Source organism: Arthrobacter agilis (genome assembly GCF_030816075.1).
GTDB lineage: Bacteria > Actinomycetota > Actinomycetes > Actinomycetales > Micrococcaceae > Arthrobacter_D > Arthrobacter_D agilis_E.
In genome coordinates, this window is record NZ_JAUSXO010000001.1 from 2,570,327 (window position 1) to 2,590,442 (window position 20,116).

At 69.8% G+C, this 20,116-nt stretch carries 15 protein-coding genes; 5 read left to right on the forward strand and 10 right to left on the reverse strand.

Features of this window, described 5'->3' with window-relative positions; all coding sequences use genetic code 11:
* Positions 1-33: 33 nt before the first annotated feature.
* Positions 34-1,455, reverse strand: coding sequence for an FAD-dependent oxidoreductase (locus QFZ50_RS11970; RefSeq protein ID WP_307084436.1), 1,422 nt, complete (start codon positions 1,453-1,455; stop codon positions 34-36).
* A gap of 195 nt (positions 1,456-1,650) precedes the next feature.
* On the opposite strand from QFZ50_RS11970, the gene rarD reads away from it, so the two are divergent.
* Positions 1,651-2,613, forward strand: a complete 963-nt coding sequence (gene rarD / locus QFZ50_RS11975; protein WP_307084437.1) for an EamA family transporter RarD — start codon at positions 1,651-1,653, stop codon at positions 2,611-2,613.
* Positions 2,614-2,651: 38 nt separating this feature from the next.
* On the opposite strand, the gene QFZ50_RS11980 is transcribed toward rarD, so the two are convergent.
* The 6 genes from QFZ50_RS11980 to QFZ50_RS12005 all read right to left on the reverse strand — a co-directional run bounded on the left by QFZ50_RS11980 (position 2,652) and on the right by QFZ50_RS12005 (position 10,270).
* Positions 2,652-3,872 carry a saccharopine dehydrogenase family protein gene (locus tag QFZ50_RS11980; RefSeq protein WP_307084438.1) on the reverse strand — a complete coding sequence of 407 codons (1,221 nt, stop codon included), beginning with the start codon at positions 3,870-3,872 and terminating at the stop codon, positions 2,652-2,654.
* Complete coding sequence (locus QFZ50_RS11985) at positions 3,872-5,434, reverse strand: APC family permease (protein WP_307084440.1); 1,563 nt, start codon at positions 5,432-5,434, stop codon at positions 3,872-3,874. The genes QFZ50_RS11980 and QFZ50_RS11985 overlap by 1 nt, the downstream gene beginning before the upstream one ends.
* A 292-nt stretch (positions 5,435-5,726) precedes the next feature.
* On the reverse strand, positions 5,727-6,257 hold the full coding sequence (locus tag QFZ50_RS11990) for a MarR family winged helix-turn-helix transcriptional regulator (RefSeq protein WP_307084442.1): 531 nt from the start codon (positions 6,255-6,257) through the stop codon (positions 5,727-5,729).
* Between the two features lie 196 nt (positions 6,258-6,453).
* Entirely contained in the window at positions 6,454-7,974 is a 1,521-nt protein-coding gene (locus tag QFZ50_RS11995) for an APC family permease (protein ID WP_307084443.1), read from the reverse strand.
* Entirely contained in the window at positions 7,971-8,864 is an 894-nt protein-coding gene (locus QFZ50_RS12000) for a universal stress protein (RefSeq protein WP_307084444.1), read from the reverse strand. The genes QFZ50_RS11995 and QFZ50_RS12000 overlap by 4 nt, the downstream gene beginning before the upstream one ends.
* 2 nt (positions 8,865-8,866) lie before the next feature.
* Complete coding sequence (locus tag QFZ50_RS12005) at positions 8,867-10,270, reverse strand: flavin monoamine oxidase family protein (RefSeq protein WP_307084445.1); 1,404 nt, start codon at positions 10,268-10,270, stop codon at positions 8,867-8,869.
* A gap of 136 nt (positions 10,271-10,406) precedes the next feature.
* On the opposite strand from QFZ50_RS12005, the gene QFZ50_RS12010 reads away from it, so the two are divergent.
* Together QFZ50_RS12010 and QFZ50_RS12015 are read left to right on the forward strand one after the other, a co-directional pair.
* On the forward strand, positions 10,407-11,078 hold the full coding sequence (locus QFZ50_RS12010; RefSeq protein ID WP_307084446.1) for a TetR/AcrR family transcriptional regulator: 672 nt from the start codon (positions 10,407-10,409) through the stop codon (positions 11,076-11,078).
* Between the two features lie 141 nt (positions 11,079-11,219).
* Positions 11,220-11,819, forward strand: coding sequence for a GNAT family N-acetyltransferase (locus tag QFZ50_RS12015; RefSeq protein WP_307084447.1), 600 nt, complete (start codon positions 11,220-11,222; stop codon positions 11,817-11,819).
* A gap of 75 nt (positions 11,820-11,894) precedes the next feature.
* Here the strand turns inward: QFZ50_RS12015 and gabT are convergent, their stop codons facing one another.
* Both gabT and QFZ50_RS12025 read right to left on the reverse strand, forming a co-directional pair.
* Complete coding sequence (gabT, locus tag QFZ50_RS12020) at positions 11,895-13,280, reverse strand: 4-aminobutyrate--2-oxoglutarate transaminase (RefSeq protein ID WP_307084448.1); 1,386 nt, start codon at positions 13,278-13,280, stop codon at positions 11,895-11,897.
* A 26-nt stretch (positions 13,281-13,306) separates the two neighbouring features.
* Positions 13,307-14,737 (reverse strand): gamma-aminobutyraldehyde dehydrogenase, encoded by a 1,431-nt coding sequence (locus tag QFZ50_RS12025; protein WP_307084449.1) that lies wholly within the window; start codon positions 14,735-14,737, stop codon positions 13,307-13,309.
* 167 nt (positions 14,738-14,904) lie between these two features.
* On the opposite strand from QFZ50_RS12025, the gene QFZ50_RS12030 reads away from it, so the two are divergent.
* Together QFZ50_RS12030 and QFZ50_RS12035 are read left to right on the forward strand one after the other, a co-directional pair.
* A complete protein-coding gene (locus tag QFZ50_RS12030) occupies positions 14,905-16,533 on the forward strand; it encodes a PucR family transcriptional regulator (RefSeq protein WP_307084450.1) in 1,629 nt (542 codons plus the stop codon).
* Between the two features lie 126 nt (positions 16,534-16,659).
* Positions 16,660-17,907: a sensor histidine kinase gene (locus QFZ50_RS12035; RefSeq protein WP_307084451.1), complete on the forward strand. Its 1,248-nt coding sequence runs from the start codon at positions 16,660-16,662 to the stop codon at positions 17,905-17,907.
* Positions 17,908-18,072: 165 nt separating this feature from the next.
* On the opposite strand, the gene QFZ50_RS12040 is transcribed toward QFZ50_RS12035, so the two are convergent.
* Positions 18,073-19,752: a sensor histidine kinase gene (locus QFZ50_RS12040; RefSeq protein ID WP_307084452.1), complete on the reverse strand. Its 1,680-nt coding sequence runs from the start codon at positions 19,750-19,752 to the stop codon at positions 18,073-18,075.
* Between the last annotated feature and the right edge of the window lie 364 nt (positions 19,753-20,116).

Here is a 20,116-nt window from a genome sequence, read left to right on the forward strand (position 1 = left end):
TGACAGCGTGGGACAGGTCACAGTGTAGCGGTACTACTCGCCGCGAGAAATGGCGACCATGTCCTCACGCGGTACGAGCTTCACACGTTCGCGGACGAGCTCCGCATTGCCGGAGGTGTTCACGAAGTTCGCGCCGAGCTTCAGCTCGTGTGCGTCCAGCTTCAGCCAGCCGTCCCACGTGGTGTAGCGGACGCCGCGCTCCTCGAGGAGGTTGACGATGGCGTCCTCGGACGGGTCCTCGGCAGGGGGGAGGTTGAGCCGGTCCTCGAGGAGGAACCCGATGGTCTCCAGCGCGTCACCCTTGGTGTGCCCGATGAGGCCGACGGGACCGCGCTTGATCCACCCGGTGGCGTAGATGCCGGGGACGGGCTGCCCCTGCTCGTCGATCACGCGGCCGCCCTCGTTGGGGATCACCCCGCGCTTCTCGTCGAAGCCGACCTCGGGCAGCTCGGATCCGAAGTAGCCGATCGCGCGGTACACGGCCTGGACGGGGTACTCGACGATCTCCCCGGTCCCGCGCACGTTCCCGTCACCGGTCAGCTCGGTCCGCTCGAACTTCATGCCCGCCACCTTGCCGGGCGTCTCGGGAGAATCGCAGATCTCCACGGGCGCGTGCAGGAAGTGGAGGTGCAGGCGGCGGGACGCGCCCGTCGGCTCATCCTCGACGAGCCAGTTGGTGAGCGTCTTCACCATGGTCTTCGTCTGGTTGTTCGTGGCGATCTGCTCCTCGGACCCCGCATCGAAGTCGAAGTCCTCGGGGTACAGGACGATGTCGACGTCGCGCGAGTGGGACAGTTCGCGGAGCTCGAGCGGAGTGAACTTCACCTGGGCGGGACCGCGGCGGCCGAAGACGTGGACGTCGGTGACGGGCGACCCCTTCAGCCCCTGGTAGACGTTGTCCGGGATCTCCGTCGACAGCAGGTCGTCGGCGTGCTTGGAGAGGATGCGGGCGACGTCGAGGGCCACGTTGCCGTTGCCGATGACCGCGACCTCCCGCGCCTCGAGCGGCCAGTCCCGGCTGACGTCCGGATGGCCGTCGTACCAGGACACGAAGTCGGCCCCGCCGAAGGATCCGTCGAGCTCGACGCCGGGGATGTCCAGATCGGCATCCCTGATGGCGCCCGTCGCGAAGATCACCGCGTCGTAGAAGCGGCGGAAGTCGGAGAGCGTGAGGTCCCGGCCGTAGTTGACGTTGCCGAGGAACCGGATGTCACCGCGGTCCAGCACCTTGTGCAGGGCGTTGACGATGCCCTTGATCCGCGGATGGTCCGGTGCCACCCCGTAGCGGATGAGACCGTAGGGTGCGGGGTACTGGTCGAACAGGTCGATGCTGACGGCGAAGTCACCGCCCTGCACCTCGTTCGACTTCGTCAGGATGTCGGCGGCGTAGACGCCTGCCGGACCGGCGCCGATGATCGCGACCCGCAACGGTCGTGCCGCAGCTGAGGTAGACACTGATGAGCCTTCTTCCCGGTGGGATTGATCCTGGTGGATACCGTCGCGCAGAAATAAGCGCACATTTCCCTATTCTAAATCCCGTGGGGCGGGACCGCGTAAAACAGTGGCGGGGATCTCCTCCCTCCCGTGGTGCGGCGGTGACGGGAACCGGCGCCCGGGAATAAACGTTCGCACCGCTCGGTTCACGACCTCGTGAGCGGAACAGGTACGAAGGTCAGTCGTCCGGCGCGGAGCGAGAACTCCGTCGGTATCCTCTTCGGCGTCGGCGCCTACGGCCTGTGGGGTCTGCTGCCGCTGTACTTCCTCATCCTCTCGCCGGCCGGGCCCGTGGAGATCGTCGCCAACCGCGTCATGTGGTCGCTCATCTTCTGCGCCCTCCTGCTGACCGCCCTGCGGTCCTGGCGGCCGGTGCTGGCGGCCCTGCGCACCCCGCGGATCGTCGGGACGCTCACCGTGGCGGCGCTGCTGATCGCCGTCAACTGGCTCGTCTACACCTACGGCGTCACGTCCGGCCAGGCCATCGAAGCCGCCCTGGGCTACTTCATCAATCCCATCGTCTCGGTACTTCTCGGCGTGATCGTGCTGCGGGAGAAGCTGCGGCCCCTGCAGTGGACGGCGATCGGCATCGGCATCCTCGCGGTGGTGGTGCTCGCCGTCGGTTATGGTGCGGTGCCCTGGATCGCGCTGTCGCTGGCGTTCTCCTTCGGCCTGTACGGGTTCGCGAAGAAGAAGGTGGGCTCGCGCGTGGACGCCGTCTCGAGCCTGAGCATCGAGACACTCGTCCTGACACCCATCGCCGTGGCGGTCATGCTGTGGCTGGCCTCGACCGGTGACGCCACGCTGGTGAGCGAGGGGACGGGCCACTTCTGGATCATGGCCGCCTCCGGGATCATCACCGCCGTGCCCCTCATCTTCTTCGGCGCTGCCGCCCGCCGCCTCCCCCTGACCACGATCGGTCTCCTGCAGTACCTCGCCCCCGTGCTCCAGTTCCTCCTCGCGCTGCTCGTACTCCACGAGGACATGCCGTTCGAACGATGGATCGGCTTCAGCCTCGTGTGGGTGGCCCTCATCCTCCTGACGGTCGACATGCTCCGGACCGTCCGCCGCCAGCCCCGGGTCGCCAAGAGCGCCGAACCGGTGTCCGCCCCCGCCTGAGCGAGCCGGCGCGGCCCGTCCGGATGGGGCGGGCCGCCTCAGCGCTCCTCCATCCCCCAGGGTGAGCCGTAGCCCGCAGGAGCGTCTGCGGCCAGCAGGTCCAGGAAGGGCCGCGCGTCGAAGGCCTCCGGGCCGAGCACGCCGCTTCCCTGCCACCGGCCTGTCGCCAGCAGCTCGAGCGCGATCACGGGGTTCACGGCGGTCTGCCAGACGACGGCCTGCGAGGTGTACTCCGCCATCGTCCATGCATTGTCGACGACGTGATACAGGTACACGGACCGCGGCGCACCGTCCTTCCCCCGTCCCGTCACGAGGACGCCCGCGCAGGTCTTCCCGTGCATGCGGTCGCCGAGCGTGGCGGGATCGGGCAGGGCCGCCGCGACCACGTCCCGGGGTGAGACGGAGACGTCTTTCACCCGGAGCGGCTCGGTGGAGTCGAGTCCGAGCCTGTGGAGGGTCCGCAGGACGTCGATGAACTCCTCCCCCAGCCCGTACTTGAACGTCACCCTCCGGGCCCGCGTCCAGCGGGGCATGAGGACCACCTCCTCGTGCTCCACGTTCACGCACTCCACGGGCCCGATGCCCTCGGGGAAGTGGAACACCTCGGGCTCGCTGAACGGCTCGGTGGTGAACCAGCCCCGGTCCCGCTCGAAGACCACCGGCGGGTTCAGGCACTCCTCGATGGTCGTCCAGATGGAGAACGACGGCGCGAACCCGTAGCCGTCGACCGTCAGGTTCGCCCCGTCGCGGACGCCCAGTTCGTCGATCGACGAGAACAGCTCGTCCTCCGCGTGACGGGCGAACACGTCGGAGAGCCCGGGCTCGACGCCGATCCCCACCAGGGCGAGCCGGCCCGCCGCCTCCCACTGCGGGGCGGCGTCGAACTGCGCCTGCCCGAGCAGCACCCCCGTCTTCTCGTACGGCTGCTCCGGGTGTTTCGCCGAGAGGCTCATCGCCATGTCGAGGTAGGTGGCACCCGCCTCGAAACACCCGTCGAAGATCGGCATCACGAAGCGCGGGTCCACCGCGTTGAGGACGTGCGTGGCACCGTGCTCCAGCACGAGGGCGGTCACGGCCTCCGCCGATGACGCGTCCACCGACGCCGCCACGAGGCGGGGGTCCTGCAGCTCGTCGACGAGCGCCTGGGGACGCGCGGGGTCGGAGTCGGCGATCACGAGCCGATCGAAGAAGGTGCGGCGCACGGCGATCCGGACCGCCGCGGAGCCGACACCGCCCGCGCCGATGATCAGGATCCGCATCAGGAGAGCCCGCCGTCGATGGAGCGCCTGTACACGTCGGGCGAGTCGGGGACCAGTACCGGGGTGTCCTCGTTCAGGCTCCGGCCCCGGAAGAAGGGCCGGGAGCCGGGCCTGCTGCGCCAGACGACCGCGAGGACGAGGCCCAGGACCAGCGAGCCGATCCCCGTGACGAATGTCCCGCCGATGCCGAACAGCACGCTGTAGCCGTACTCGACGTCGGCCATGTCGATCGCGGACCTGATGAACGCCGCGGTGAGCAGGACGGCGCCGATCAGGGGCAGCAGGAAGCGGAACACGACGTTGTGGCCGGAGGTGAACAGTTCACGCCGGAAGTACCACACGCACGCGTAGCCGGTGATCGCGTAGTAGAACGCGATGGCCAGGGCGAGGGACAGGATGGAATCGGCCAGGATGTTCTCACTGATGACCGTCATGAGGACGTAGTAGGCGATGGCCGCGATACCCATCACGAGGGTGGAGAACGAGGGTGTCCTGAACCGGGGGTGCACCTCCCCGAAGCGGGCGGGCAGGGCCCTGTACACGGCCATGGACAGCGTGCCGCGCGCGGTGGGCAGGATGGTGGTCTGCGTCGAGGAGACCGCGGAGACCAGGACGGCCACCACGAGCAGCCAGAACCAGGGCCCGAGGACGGCGTCCTTGAGGGCGAGGAACACGTCCTCGGCATTGGCCTCGTTGCCCAGGCCGATCCCCTCCTCCCCCACACCCGCGTACATCATGGCCGCGACCGTCACGCCCACGTAGGTCACGAGGAGCAGAACGGTGGACAGCAGCGCCGCACGGCCGGGGATGCGGCGGGCGTCCCTGGTCTCCTCGTTCAGGGCCAGGCAGGCGTCCCAGCCCCAGTAGACGAACAGGGCCAGGAGGATCGCCTCGGTGAAGCCCTCAACGCTCTCGAACGCGAACGGGTTGAACCAGTCCCAGGACGGCGGTGTGGCCGTCTCCGCCGTCCCACCGGCCGCGCCGGCGAGGGCGAGGACCACGAACAGCACCAGCGCGGCGTACTGGACGCCGAGCAGGACGTTCTGCAGCTTCGCTCCGATCTCCACGCCGCGGTAGCTCACCACCGTCATGAGCGCGATGAAGACGACCCCGGTGATCGTGACCACCAGCGGGTCCTCCGCGAGCGAGCCGTCGCCGACGAGGAGCCACAGGTACGTGCCGCCCACCTGCGCCAGGTTCGCCAGCACGATGATGCCCGCCACGGCCACGCCCCACCCCGCCATCCACCCGGCCCAGGGCCCGAAGGCCTTGGTGGCCCAGGTGAAGGAGGTGCCGCAGTCGGGGACCGCCTCGTTGAGTTCCCGGTAGGCGAAGGCGATGAACACCATCGGGATGAACGCGAGGACGAAGGCGATCGGGGCCTGGGCCCCGACGGCCAGGACGACGAATCCGAGGGTCGCGACGAGGGAGTACACCGGCGCCGTCGAGGCGAGCCCGATCACCGTCGATTCCCAGAGTCCCAGTGCGCCCGCCGCCAGGCCCTTCCCGGACCGCTCCGCGGGCTCCCCGTGCGGGCGGCTGTCGACTGGGAACTGGCTCATGCTGCCCCGATTCTCGAAGGACCACCGCCACCGCGCGAGGTCTGGCTGGCGTCACTCTACTGACCGGCCGGTGCTCCCGGAAGCCCTGCCCGGACCGCTCGGGTCCGGTCGGGTCCGGTCAGGTCCGGTCAGGTCCGGTCAGGTCCGGGCGGCTCCGGGCGGGTCCGGTCAGGTCGGGTCAGGTCGGGTCAGGTCGGGTCCGGTCAGGGGTGGGCGCGACCGTCGGGTCCGGTCGGGCCCGGTCAGGTCAGGTCCGGTCCGGTCGGGCCCGGTCAGGTCAGGTCAGGTCCGGTCAGGCGTGTGCGGGACGGGGCAGTCCGGTCTCCCCGGTCTCCCGCGGCACCTCCGGCACCTCGGCCGCGAGGTACGCCGCATTGAACCGCGCGAGCAGGCCGACGAGCTCGACGACGTCGGCCGCCGCCCAGCCGTCGAGCTGCCGCCGGAAGGCCTGCCGCCGGCCCAGCCGGGCCTCGTCGATCCGCCGCGCGCCTTCCTGCGTGAGGACCACCGGGTGCGACCGCTCGTCGCCGCCCGTCGGGCCGCGCTCCACGAGGCCGAGCCGCTGCAGCGCCGCCACATGGCCGCTCACCCCGGGCGTCCCCATGCCCAGCGTCGTGGCGAGGTCGGTCACCCGGCAGGGACCCAGCATGCGGGCCGCTGTCAGGACGCTGTAGGCGGCGGGTTCCATCGCCGGATCGATCCGTCGGGCGAGGATCCGGCAGACGCGCTGCTCGCTGCGGCACATCGCCGCGGCCCGCTCCTCGACGACGTCGAGGGCTGCGTGCCGAGCGGTCCCGGTTGCCCGCGTGCGGCGTCCCTCCATACGGGAAATGCTAGGCGCGCACCGGCTCCACGGGACCTGCACACCGCCGCATTTCTCCGCATGACGCGCACACACGACGGGTCCGCCCTCGGTCCCAAGTCCCGGGTCGGCCGTGCGTGGCACGGGCAGTCCCCACGGGCGCCGGCTGCGTGCTGCCGGGATCCTGCAGGACGGCGGTGCGGGTGGACCCGCGCCGCTACTCCTGCGGGGCCGACCCCCGCGTCAGCACCTCCTGGCGGAAGAACGCCGGATTGATGCGCGACCACACCAGCATGAGCACCGCCCCGAGGAGGATCACGCCGATCCCGAGGACGAACACCATCCCGATCCCGAACAGCTCGGACCCGGAGCCGTACTCGGGGTCCATGGAGTCGACGGCCGTCTTGAAGAACATGACCAGCAGGATCACGCCGCCGAGCAGGGGTGCGAGGAACCTGAAGAAGACGTTGCGGGCGCTCGCGAAGGCCTGGGCGCGGAAGTACCAGACGCACGCCAGCGCGGTGATGCCGTAGTAGAAGCAGATCATGAGGCCGAGTGCCGTGATGGTGTCCCACAGGGCGTTCTCCGACACCAGGCGCGTGAACACGTAGAACCCGGCGGCGGCGACGGCCGCTGCGACGGTCGCGTAGCTCGGGGACTTGTGCTGCGGGCTGATGCGCCCGTACCCCTTCGGCAGCGCCTTGTAGTGACCCATGGCGAGCAGCGTGCGTGCGGGCGAGACGAACGTCGACTGCAGCGATGCTGCGGAGGAGCTGAGCACGGCCATCGACATGAGGATGGCGAAGGGACCCATGACGGGGCCGGCGAGCGTCGCGAAGATGCTCTCCTGGTTGTCCGGGTTGCCCGCACCGAGTTCGCCGTCGCCCACCCCGGCGTAGGCGAGGGTCGCCAGAGCCACCGTGAGGTAGACGATCACGATCACGACGACCGTCAGTGCTCCCGCACGGCCCGGCGTCTTGTCGGGGTCGGTGGTCTCCTCGTTCATCGTGAGCGTCACGTCCCAGCCCCAGTAGATGAAGATCGAGAGCGAGACGCCCGCGGCGAAGGCGGAGAACGAGCCGACGGCGAAGGGGTTGAACCAGTCCGCGCTGATGCTCGTGGCGTCGAAGGCGGTGCCGTTCGCGACGTGGACGAACGCTGCGATGGCGAACCACGCGAGCACCACGAGCTGGAAGGTGACGAGCACGTACTGCACCATCTTGGTGGCTTCCATGCCCCGGTAGGAGATGTAGCAGGCGAGGGCGATGAACACGAGCGTCGTCGCGATGTTCACCGGCAGGTTCAGGGTGAGCTCCGCGATCGAGGGATTGCCCAGCACCTGTGAGAGCAGGAGGTAGAAGAAGTCGACAGCGACGGCGGCGAGGTTGGACAGCACGATGACGGTCGCGGCGATGAGACCCCACCCGCCCATCCAGCCGATCCACGGGCCGAAGGCCCGCGTGGCCCAGGTGAAAGACGTCCCGGAGTCCGGCATGGAGCTGTTCAGCTCGCGGTAGCCGAGGGCCACGAGCAGCATGGGGATGAAGCCGATGAGGAAGATGGCGGGCAGGTGCACGCCGACCTCCGCGACCGTGGGGCCGAGGGCCGCGGTCAGGGTGTAGGCGGGGGCCACGCAGGACACCCCGATGACGACGGCACCCAGCAGGCCGACGGTCCCTGAATCGAGACCCTTCTTGCTGAGCCCTGATCCCCTTTGTGTTGTCTCGTCGATACTCATGCGTCCGCCTCTGTGGGTAAGGCGCCCGGGCCGGAAGTGGTGCCGGGCGTTGCGTACGTACGCGGGACGACGACCATGGGGATGGTCAGCGTACGCAGGATCTTGGCGGCCGTGGACCCGAGGAAGATCCGCGCGTGCTGCGCGAGGCGGCTGGAACCGACCAGCAGCACCTCCCCCTCGTCCCAGGCCATGGACTCGATGGCTTCCTCGACGGACGCACCGCGCGCGGTCTCGACGCTCACACGACCACCGGCCGCCAGCGACGACGCCGCCTCGGCGAGCCGCCGGTTCGCCTCGTCCTCCGCTCCGCCCGGGTCCGGCTGGCCGGCGTCGAGCGCGATGAGCGAGACGAGACGCAGCGGCAGGCCGCGACGGCGTGCCGAGGACACGGCGACGGAGATGACGGCGTCCGCTCCGGCCCGCCGGCCCACGGCGCAGGTGAGGCGCGTGACGGGGTCGGTGCGGCGGTAGTCCCGGGGGGCGAGCGCCACGGGGACGGGCGAGGCGTGGAGCAGGCTGCGGGCCACGTTGCCGACGCTGAACCGGCCGGCGAGGCCGCGTGAGCTGGCGCCGATGACGATCAGGGACGCCTCGGTGTCCTCGGCGGCCTGGATGAGGCCCTCCGCGTTCGATTCGGCCCGGACGACGACGCCGCGTGCCTGGACGTCGTCGGGCACGAGGGCCAGTCCGTCGTCCATCCACTCGCGCATCTGTTCGGACAGCAGGCTGTCGAAGCCCTTGTCCGGCGGGTAGGTGCCGGCGTAGAGGGAGTGCTCGGGCGTCACGAGGACGAGATCGAGGGTCGCGTCCTGGCGCCGGGCGAGCGCCACGGCGAGGCAGACGGCGTCGTGTCCGCGTTCGTCAGCGGTGTACCCGACGATGTAGCGCATGCTCAGGCCTCCTTCACGGTACCGGCCGACTGAAGCCCGGACGCGAGCGCGCGGTGGACCGCGGCCGCGGTGCGCTGCCCCATGCGGATGGCGCCGTCCACGTGCTGGTAGCCCTCGGCCGCGATGTCGGAGCAGGACCAGTAGATCGGCCCCACCGGTGTGCGCTGGTCACGGCCGTAGCGGTGCAGCCCGCCGAGGTCGTAGCTGGAGGCGTAGGCGCCGCGGGTCCACTCCTCGGACGCCCAGTCCGACTCGTAGTAGACCTCGGGTTCGAGGGCCTGCGGGCCGAGGAAGCCCGCGATCGAGCCGAGGATGCGCTCGCGGCGCTCGTGCGGCAGGAGCTCGAACATGGCGTCGGCCTTCTCGTCGGAGATGAAGCCCACCAGGGTTCCGCGCGGGTCCTCGTGGTTCGTGTTGTCGTAGACCTCCTGCACGATGGAGCCGGCGCTGAAGCCGGTCCCTGAGAGTCCTTCCTCGCGCCAGAACGGCGTCGCGTAGACCGCGTGCACCTTGATGACGAGTCCCAGCGACTGGTGCTGGTGCATCTGGTGCTGGCGGCGTGGCAGCGGCGGGTCGTAGCTGATGCGCGAGTACAGGTTCGGCGGGACGGCGACGACGGCGTACCGAGCGTGCACGGTCGTCGTGTCGGAGACGACCGTGACGCCGTCGCGCCCGTCCATGCCGCTCCAGCGCAGCGTCCGCACCGGGCTCGAGAGGATCACGTCCTCCCCGAGGTCCGCGGCCATCCGCTCCGAGACGGACTGCATGCCGCCGACAACGCGCCGGTCGAGGATGAAGTCCTCGTCCACGAGGTTGGAGAAGGAGCCGGCGGTCGCGGCCATGAGGATCGCCTGCAGGGCGGAGAAGGAGTGCGCGGGCTTGGTCAGCATGCCACCCGCGATGAAGAGCCCGATGTTGTCGCAGGCCTCCTCGTCGTCGGACTGCTGCCGCAGCCAGTGGTGGAAGGAGATGGTGTCGAGGGCACGGGCATCGGGGTGGTTCCACGGCGCCTCCGGGCCGGCCTCGGCGACGAGCCGGTCGAGGATGTCGATGAGCCGTGTCATCTCCTCACGGGTGTAGTCGCTGACGGGGAACATCTCGCCCGAGTACCGCACCGGCCTGTCGTCGGGACCGATGTAGACGGAGTCGCCTTCCCGGTAGCGGGGGAAGGTGTCCATCCCCAGCTCGTCGAGGAGGCCGATGAGCGCGGTCTGGTCCGGGGACACCCACTGGCCGCCCACCTCGAGGACCGCGCCGTCGATGACGTCCGTGTGGGTGCGCCCGCCCACCCGGTCCCGTGCCTCGACGACGGCGACCGTGTGGCCGGCCTTCGTCAGCTCGCGTGCTGCGGTCAGGCCCGAAGGGCCTGCTCCGATGATGACGACGTCGCGCTCGATGGTGTTCATGGGATCCTCCCGGGCCGCATGACGCGGACCACAAAATGAATGACATTCATTATTTTGCCCTACTATAGCCACGGGCGACCCGCGAGGGAAGGGAACGACCGTAGAGTTAACGCCACGGCAACAGGAGGCACGTTCCATGACAGCAGCAACGCCGGCGCCGCGACGCGCCGGGCGTCCTCCCCGGAGCGTCCTGTCGAAGGAACGCATCACCGATGCGGCGCTCGAGCTCATCGCCAGCGAGGGCTACGCGGGGCTCACGATGTCGGCCGTCGCACGGAGGCTGAGGGTGGCGCCGTCCGCGCTCTACAACCATGCGGAGTCGAAGCAGGAAGTGCTCGGCTGGGTGCAGGACCACGTCATGACGATGGTCGAGTTCGACGCTTTCGCGGACCAGCCCTGGGACGAGGCCGTGCGGCGCTGGGCCTGGTCCTATCGCGAGATCTTCGCCCGCCATGCGCCGCTCGTCCCGGTCATCGCCGTCATGCCCGTCACCGATGCGCCGGAGACGCTACGCATGTACGAGGAGGTGGCCCGCGGGTTCCAGCGCGCGGGGTGGCCGGAGGATCGCATCGTGCCGGCGATCGTCGCTCTGGAGTCCTTCATCTACGGCTCGGCGCTCGACGTCACGGCACCCGGCGACATCTTCGACTCGGGCACACTCGCGGACCGCTTCCCCGTATTCACGGCCGCCGTGCGCAGCGCCAGCGCCGCCGCGGGTTCCGAGACCGCAGCCGATGCCGCCTTCCGCGCGGGACTGGACGGGATGATCACCGGGCTCCGGCAGCAGCTCGCCGCCTACTCGTCCTGATCCGCGGCGCATGCCGGTCCCCGGACGGTCGATGAGCCTGCTGATTGCTAGACGCCCTAGCTTTACGGATCGCGAAGTAGCTGTTAGGTTCAGAGGGCGGTCAAGAAGCGGCCCGAAGAATGACAGATTTCCGAGGTCGCCATGACAATTGCACCGCTTTCCCCCGACACCCTTCCCCAGCAGACCGGACCCGACGTGAGCACCCCGTCGGACCTGCAGGACATCGAGTTCGCCGAAGTTCCCGGGACCATCGGTTCCAGCGGACCCGAAGCACCCGAGGTCCCGTCCGACCTGTCCACCGTGACGACGCGTGAGCTCCGGATCCTGTCCAACCAGCTCTACCGCATCCTCGACGGCGACTTCCCGCCGTTCGGCGTCCGGGAGGACTACGAGGCCGTGGTCGAGGCCCTCGATGCCCGCAACGCACGTGCCGCCGAACGGACCGAGAGCGCGAAGCTGCGCGAGAAGTTCCGCGACAACACCGTGAGCTCGCGCTTCGAACTGTTCCACGACGGCATCATGGTCGGTTACGTGAAGTACGACATGAGGGCCGGCCGCATCCGCCTGCTGGAGACCGTGGTCGGGCCCACCTACGGCAACGCCGGCCTCGAGCCCGTCCTCGTCCGCGAGGCACTGCTGAGCGCCCACCGCCGCCGCCTCGCCCCCGTTCCCTACTGCCAGCACGCCCAGGCCTTCCTGGCCGAGAACCCGCAGTACCGGGCACTCATCCCGGTCGGCTGAACCCACCCGTTCGACGGCGAAGGCCCCGCAGCAGTGCTGCGGGGCCTTCGCCGTTCTCGCGGTCGCTACCGGTGCTCAGCCGGCGTCGACGGAGCGGATCGCGCGCTCGAGCACGTCGAGTCCGTCGGCCAGCAGCTCGTCGGTGATGACGAGCGGCGGGAGCAGGCGGATCACGTTGCCGTAGGTACCGCAGGTGAGGATGATGACGCCCTCGCGCAGGCACTGGGCGGCGATGGCCTTGGTCGCCTCGGCGTTGGGGGCCTTGCTGCCGTGCTCCACGAACTCGAGCGCCAGCATGGCGCCGCGACCGCGGACCTCGCCGATGATGCTCTGCTCCCCCAGGTCCGCCTGGAGGGCGGCGAAGCGCTCCGTGACGAGCTCCTCGATGTGGCGTGCGCGGCCCGCGAGGTCCTGCTCCTTCATGGTCTCGATCGCGCCGAGGGCTGCGGCGCAGGCCACGGGGTTGCCGCCGTAGGTGCCGCCGAGTCCGCCCGCGTGGACGGCGTCGAGCAGGTCCGCGCGACCGGTGACGGCCGAGAGCGGCATGCCGCCCGCGATGCCCTTGGCCATGGTGATCAGGTCGGGCACCACGCCCTCGTGGTTCACCGCGAACCACTCGCCGGTACGGCAGAAGCCGGACTGCACCTCGTCCGCGATGAACACGACGCCGTTCGCGGTGGCCCACTCGGCGAGGGCCGGGAGGAAGCCGTCCGCGGGCACGATGAAGCCGCCCTCACCCTGGATCGGCTCGATGATGATGGCGGCGACCGACGAGGCGCCGATCTGCTTCTCGATCATGGTGATCGCCCGCTGGGCCGCCTCGGGACCCGTGATGTCCGGGTTCTCCTCACGGAAGGGGTAGCTCATGGGCATGCGGTAGATCTCGGGCGCGAACGGACCGAAGTTCGTCTTGTAGGGCATGGCCTTGGCCGTGAGCGCCATGGTCAGGTTCGTGCGGCCGTGGTAGGCGTGGTCGAAGGCCACGACGGCGTCACGGCCGGTGGCGAGGCGCGCGACCTTCACGGCGTTCTCGACGGCTTCGGCCCCCGAGTTGAACAGGACGGTCCGCTTCTCGAAGTCGCCCGGCGTCAGCTCGGCGAGCTGCTCGGCGACGGCGATGTAGCCCTCGTAGGGCGTGACCATGAAGCAGGTGTGGGTGAAGTGCTCCACCTGCTCCTTGACGGCGCCGACGACGGCGGGATCGGAGGCGCCGACGCTCGTCACGGCGATGCCGGAGCCGAGGTCGATGAAGGAGTTGCCGTCGACGTCGTGGATGATCCCGCCGTCGGCGTCCGCCACGTAGACGGGCACGCCGGAGGCGACGCCCTTGGCGACGACGGCGGCGCGGCGCGCAGCCAGTTCGGTGGACCTGGGACCGGGGAAGTCGCCGTTGATGCGGCGCTTCTGCTCGAGCCGGAAACGCGGCGCGGCGGTGCCGGGGGTGGTTGCGAAGGTAGTCATGTGGGTTCCTTATCTCGGGGGGACGGCTAGGCGTCCAGCACGCTCATGACGTGCTTGATGCGGGTGTAGTCCTCCACGCCGTACATGGAGAGGTCCTTGCCGTAGCCGGAGTTCTTGAAGCCTCCGTGCGGCATCTCGGCGGTGAGCATGATGTGGGTGTTGATCCAGACCGCGCCGAAGTCGAGGTCACGCGAGACGCGCATCGCGGTCCCGTGATCCGTGGTCCAGACGCTGGAGGCGAGGGCGTAGTCCACGCCGTTGGCGAGTTCCACGGCCTCCTGCTCGGTGGTGAAGGTCTGCACGGTGACGATCGGCCCGAACGTCTCCTGCTGCACCACGGAGTCGTCCTGGCGTGCGCCGGTGATGATCGTCGGCTCGAAGAAGTAGCCCTTGTCGCCGGCGCGTCGGCCTCCGGTCGCGATACTGCAGTGTGCCGGCAGCGCGTCGATGACGGCGTTGACGGCGTTGAAGTGGTTGATGTTGTTGAGCGGGCCGAAGTAGTTCTCGGAGTCGTCGGCGCTGCCCGTCTTCAGCGTGGCCGTGTGCTCGACCATCGCGGCGACGAACTCGTCGTGCGCCTCCTCCTGCACCAGGATGCGCGTGATCGCCGTGCAGTCCTGGCCGGCGTTGAAGAAGGCGAACTCGGCGATCGCCGCGGCGCTCTTCTTCAGGTCCGCGTCCGCGAAGACGACGGCGGGCGCCTTGCCGCCGAGTTCGAGGTGGGCGCGCTTGAGGCCCTTCGCCGCGCTGGTGGCGACGGCGATGCCCGCACGCACGGAACCCGTGATGGACACGAGGCCCGGGACCGGGTGCTCGATCATGGCGGCGCCGGTCTCACCGGTGCCCAGCACCACGTTCAGGACGCCGTCGGGCAGGATGCCCTGCGTGAGGCGCGCGAGGACGAGGGTGGATTCGGGCGTGGTGTCACTGGGCTTCAGGACGACGGTGTTGCCGGCGGCGAGCGCCGGTCCGATCTTCCAGATCGCCATGAGGAACGGGTAGTTCCAGGGCGCCACCTGCGCGACGACGCCGATCGGCTCCCGGCGCACGAACGAGGTGTGGCCCTCGAGGTACTCGCCGGCGGACTTGCCCTCGAGGATGCGCGCGGCACCGGCGAAGAACCGCAGCTGGTCGGCACCTGCGGCCACCTCCTCCGCGGCGATCATCTCGCGTACCTGGCCGGTGTTGCGGTGCTGCGCCTCGACGAGCTCGTCGCTCGCAGCCTCGACGGCGTCGGCGAGCTTGAGCAGCAGGAGCTGGCGCTGGCTCGGGGTGGTCCGCTTCCACGTGGTGAAGGCACGTGCCGCTGCCTGCATGGCGTCGTCGACGTCGGCGGGCGAGGACACGGGCGACTGCGCGACGACCTCACCGTTGGTCGGGTTGACGATGTCCAGGAGCTCGGTGCCGACGGGCGTCACGAACGCTCCGTCGATGTAGTTCTGAAGGGTCTCAGCCACGGTGCAGTGCCTTTCACGAGGTCAGGTCCGCGCGGAACCCGGATGTGTCCGGGCCGCGGGTTTCGAGAGAACGCTACCGGGCCGAACCCCGCCACTGCCACGGATATCTGCACAGAGCATCCCGGTAGCGTCCGTGCAGGAGTACAGCGGACACCTATGCTGGTCGTATGGCCATCACCCTCACCGATCTCCTGACCGATGCGGCCTTGGGCCTCGTCGCTGAAGGACGTACAGCGGCTCCCCCGCATCCGATCGAGTGGGTCGCGGTGACGGAGCTGGAGGATCCACGCCCGTTCCTCAACGGGGCCGAGGTGGTGCTGACCACGGGCGTGCGACTGAAGACCGGGGCAGCCCAGCGGGCCTTCGTCCGGCGGGCGCACGAGGCGGGAGCACTCGCCATCGGCTTCGGGGTGGGCCTCACCCACCAGCGGATCCCCACCGCCGTGCTCGCGGAGGCGGACGACGTCGGACTGCCCGCCTTCCGCGTACCCTACGAGGTCCCCTTCATCGCCATCGGGAAGAGGGTGGCCGATGCCCTGTCGGCCGATCGGTTCGCCGGCCTGGAGGAACTCCTCGAGGGGCACGCGGTCCTGGCATCGGCGCTGCTCGGGCCCGGTGGTCTCGAAGCGCTCCTCGGCGAGCTCGCCCGGATGCTCGGCACCGACGTCGCCCTGTTCCAGTACGGTGCGCGGATCGCGGGGGCCTCCAGCTCCCCGGGACGCGGAGGCACCCCCGGAGCCCGCGGTGCCGGCGGTGCCGGCGGTGTCCACGGTGTCCTCGGTGTCGGTGTCGGCGGCGCCGGCGCCGGCGCCGGCGGCCGCGCCGCTGACGTCGCCGAAGGCCGCGCCGCTGGCGTCGCCGGGGGCGTGTCCGATCCTGGGGCGCGCGGCACGGCGGGTACGGTCGGCGCTTCCGCCACCGCTGATGCACCTGATGCACCGACGCCGTGGCACCGGCTCCCCATCGCCACCGGTCTGAAGGACCGCTGCACGCTCGCCATCGCGGAGCCCTACGGCCGGGCGGCCGTCGTCGAGTACGCGCAGAACCTCATCTCGGTGGAGCTGACCAACCAGGCCCGGAACCGGACGGGCGTGCGCAACGCCGTCGGCCAGCTGCTTGAGGACGTGGTGCGCGGTACGCTCGCCGGTGCGGAGGCAGCGGCGAGGCTGGCCGGGGCCGGTATCGACACCGCACTGCGCCACGGCGTGCTGATCGTCGACGTCGCCTCCGGGCAGCGGCGGGCGCTACGCACGCTGCCCCTGCCCGACGGGTGGAACGGCGTGTCGGCGGGCCTCGTCGACGAGCGCCTCGTCCTCGTCCTCCCCGCGGGTGCCACGCCTGATCCCGCCGACCTCGGCCGCTACCTGCACGGCGCCGGTCTCACGGCCCGGATAGGGGTCGGCGGGACGTACGCCCAGCCCAACGGGTTGCGCTGGAGCTATTTCGAGGCCCGCGAGGCCCTGCAGCGGGGCCAGGCCCTGAATATCGCGGACCGGCTGAGCCTCACGTCGCTGCTCATGACCAGCGCCGACGTGCCCCTCGCCGATCTCGCCGCCGAGACCCTGAAGCCGCTCGAGGCCTTCGACGAGGCCCACGGCGCCGGTCTCCTGGCCACGCTGCAGCGCTACCTCGACCTCGACGGCTCCGTGGCCGCCGTCGCCGCAGCCCTCGGTCTCCACCGCAACACCGTCCGCTATCGGCTGCAGCAGGTCGTCACGCTCACGGGCTATGACCCTGCCGTCACCGCGGACCGCGTGCATCTCTACCTGGCACTGCGGATCAGGGCGCTCGGCTGAGTCGACCCCGGAGTCCCCGTAGGCCGTCCGTCACGGCGCGGGAGGGCCCGGCAGCCGGCCCGGGCTGGACGTGCATGGAATAGTGGGATCCGTACGCACCGGTCTCAAGGTTCTACGGGGGTTCGCATGTCACTGCTTCATGCCGACGAATTGGATCTGCAGGAGCTCGCCCGACAGGCGGTCCTTCAGGACTACCGGCTTCCCTACGGCGAGACCGACGGCACCCCGGTGGACCGGCTGGACTACGAGACGCCCCCTGAACTCCTGAACCTGGTCAAGCTGGCCGTGCGCGTGAGCGGGATGGAGGCGGGTGTCATCAACATCATCACCGCCGACCAGCAGCACCAGATCGCCGCCGTCGGCGTGGACGCCGCCGTCTGTGCCCGCGAGGACTCGATGTGCTCGAAGGTCTTCACCTCGGGCTCCATCACGGCGCTCGCGGATGCGTCCCGTGACCCCCGCTTCGCGGACAACCCCTTCGTCAACGGCGGTATCGCCACCGTGCGCTCCTACGCGTCGGTGCCCCTCGTCACGCAGGAGGGACACGCGCTCGGCTCCCTGTGCGTCTTCTCCCCCGAGGTGCTCGGGTTCGGCGCCGAACAGCAGGAGGGCCTCGACATCCTCGCGCGCCAGGTGGTGGAGGTCCTGGAGCTGCAGTTCAGGACACGGAGACTGGTCGAGGCGCTCGAGGTGGTGCGGCGCAGCAACGAGGACCTCGCCGGCTTCGCCGCGCGTGTGAGCCACGACCTGAAGAACCCCCTCACCGCGATCCTCGGGTACGCCGAGCTCGGCGAGGACGACACCGACATCGGATCCTCCGGGCCGGCCGCGCGTTACCTGAGCATCATCCGCGGCAGTGCCAGCCGCATGCTGACCACGGTGGAGGACGTCCTCGCGTTCTCCCGTGTCGGCGGGGCGATCAGCCGCCGGCCGGTCCGCCTCAGCACGCTGATGAACGCCGTCCTGCAGGACGTGCTGCCGCTCAGCAGCGCCTCCGACGCCCTCATCGCCGTCCAGGACGCACAACTCCACGTGGACCAGGCGCAGGTCACGGCTCTCCTGCAGAACCTCGTGTCCAATGCGATCAAGTACTCCACCCCGGGTGGTCCGCCTCGCATCGAGGTCGTCGCGAGCGTGGGCGAGACCCAGGTGCTGCGTGTGATCGACCACGGGAAGGGGATTGATCCGGCCGACCGCCAGCGCGTGCTCGAGCCACTCGTGCGCCTGCACCGTGACGGGGAGCCTGCCGGCAACGGGATCGGCCTCGCGACGTGCGCCCGCATCGCCAGCGCCCACGACGGGTCCATCAGCGTGACGGAGACACCGGGTGGCGGCACCACGGTCGCGGTCGATCTGGGTCCGGCGCGTCCGTAGGGGTGGCAGGCGGCGCTTCCGCCCGCCCGGGGCCTTCACTGGCCCGCCCGTCGGCGGAATCGGCCACGCCTTCCTCGGTTCACCGGGGCTTCGCCGGCCCGCCCGTCGGCGCGGTCGACCGCGCTTTCACCTGAGCAACCGGCGAGCCCGGCACTTTCGCCCGGGCTACTGTGACTGGAGCTGCTGGTCCTGGCTGATGTGTGCGAGCGGCAGCCGGAACGTGAAGGTGGACCCCACGCCCTCGACGCTGCGGCACGTGATGGTCCCACCGTGCCGTTCCACGATCGCCTTGGAGATCGCCAGGCCGAGGCCGACGCCGGGGATGGCCGCATTGCGGGCCCCGGAGGTGCGGAAGAACTTCGAGAACACGCCCTTCAGCTCCTCGGGCGACATGCCGCTGCCCTCGTCGGTCACGCTGCACTCCACCTCGCCGTCCACCGCGGTGGCGCGGACGGTCACACGGCCTCCACCCGGCGAATACTTGATGGCGTTCGAGAGCAGGTTGTCCAGCACCTGGCCGATCCGTGAGGCGTCACACAGGGCCACGAGATCCGGGGAGGTGTGGTCCTCGAAGCGCACCAGGGGGTTGCCGTTGCCCTCTTCGGCCGTCGCGACGTGCCGGCTGACGAGCTCCGAGAAGTCGGTGGGCACCGGCGTGACCTCGGGCGGGCCCTCCGCCGCGGAGAGCAGGTCGATGACGAGCTTGTGGAGGCGCTCCGAGTTGCGCGACACCACTTCGAGACCGGACGCGACGGTGGGCTCGAGGTCGGGCATGCCGGTCAGCAGCTCGAGATAGCCCCTGATCACGGTGAGGGGCGTCCGCAGCTCGTGGGACACCGTCGCGACGAACTCGTCCTTCGCGTTGAGGGCGGTGACGAGCTCGGTGACATCGTTGAACGTGACCACGGATCCCTCGCGGGTGCCCGCCTGGTTGGTCATCTGGCGGGACGAGGTGGAGAGCACGCGCTGCGCCGGTCGGTCCCCCCACCAGAGGAGGTAGTCGGAGAACACCTGGCCGTCGGCTGCGCGGCGCGTGGGCCGGCGGGCTGCGGGGAGCACCGTCTCGCCGTCCTGCTGGAAGATGCGGAGATCCGACTCGGCGGTGTCCCCGGTCCCGCCCGCGAGCGCCCGGAACCTCTCGAGCTTGCGGTTCGCCAGGATCGGGCGGCCGGCCTCGTCGAGGGCGATCAGGCCGATGTCGACGCTGTTGACCACGGTCTCCAGCAGGCGTTCACGCCGGGCGCTCTCCTCGAGCAGCAGCTGCAGTGCGCGGTCCTTCTCCTCCACCACCTCCTGCTGGGCCATCATGCTGGCCGTCATCACCCGGATGGTCACGCCGATCGCCAGCATGATGAAGGGCAGGAGGAAGGACTGGGTGAGGGTCTGCGAGTTGACCTCGACATCCGTGGCGAACACCGGCACCCAGACGATGCCGAGCGAGGCCAGGAAGCCCACCGCGAGGGCAGCACGCGGGAACAGCCCCGATGCGGCGAGCCAGATCACGGGGAACACGGCGAGCAGGCCGACACCGGTGATCACCGTACCCGCGCCGTAGCGCATGAACCCGATGGGGATGAAGTCGAGGAGCGGGATGACCAGGAAGGTGGCATGCGGGAGGCGGTCCCACGGCACGAGGACGCACAGGGCCAGCAGCACAGCATGGAGACCCACGCCGACCAGGAAGGGCCCGCTCGCGAGGAGGTCCCGGTGGAACAGGACACCGCTCACGACGATGAGCAGCACCGTCAGGGAGAGCGGGAGCTGGCTGAGGATGACGCGCCCGCGGAGGGTCAGCTCGTGGAACTGCCGGGTGTTGAGCGTCAGGTAGGAAAGCACCCTGTCCATTCTCTGGCCTTCCCCGTCCATCGTCGAGCCCGTCCGTCGGAACGGCAAAGAGGCCGGTTTCTGCTCACCGGCTTCCACAGACTAGCGGCGCAGCCCGTCGATCCAGGGCGATGAAAGCAGTGACCCACCTAAAGTTCCCATCAAGTTCTGTGCAACAGTGCGGCGGTCGTGCAGTGATCGTGGAGTGATCGTCGGGCCGCGACGGGGAGCCCAGCGTGGCGTGCTTACCCCGGGAGCACCGGCTGCCATTGCGCCCTGCCCCAGCAGGGCCGAAGCCCCACCGCGATCGGCGGCCCGCAGGGCCGGATTCCCCTCCACGCCGGACTCCCCTCCGCGCGGGGCCCAAGCAGGGCCGTCCTCGCCG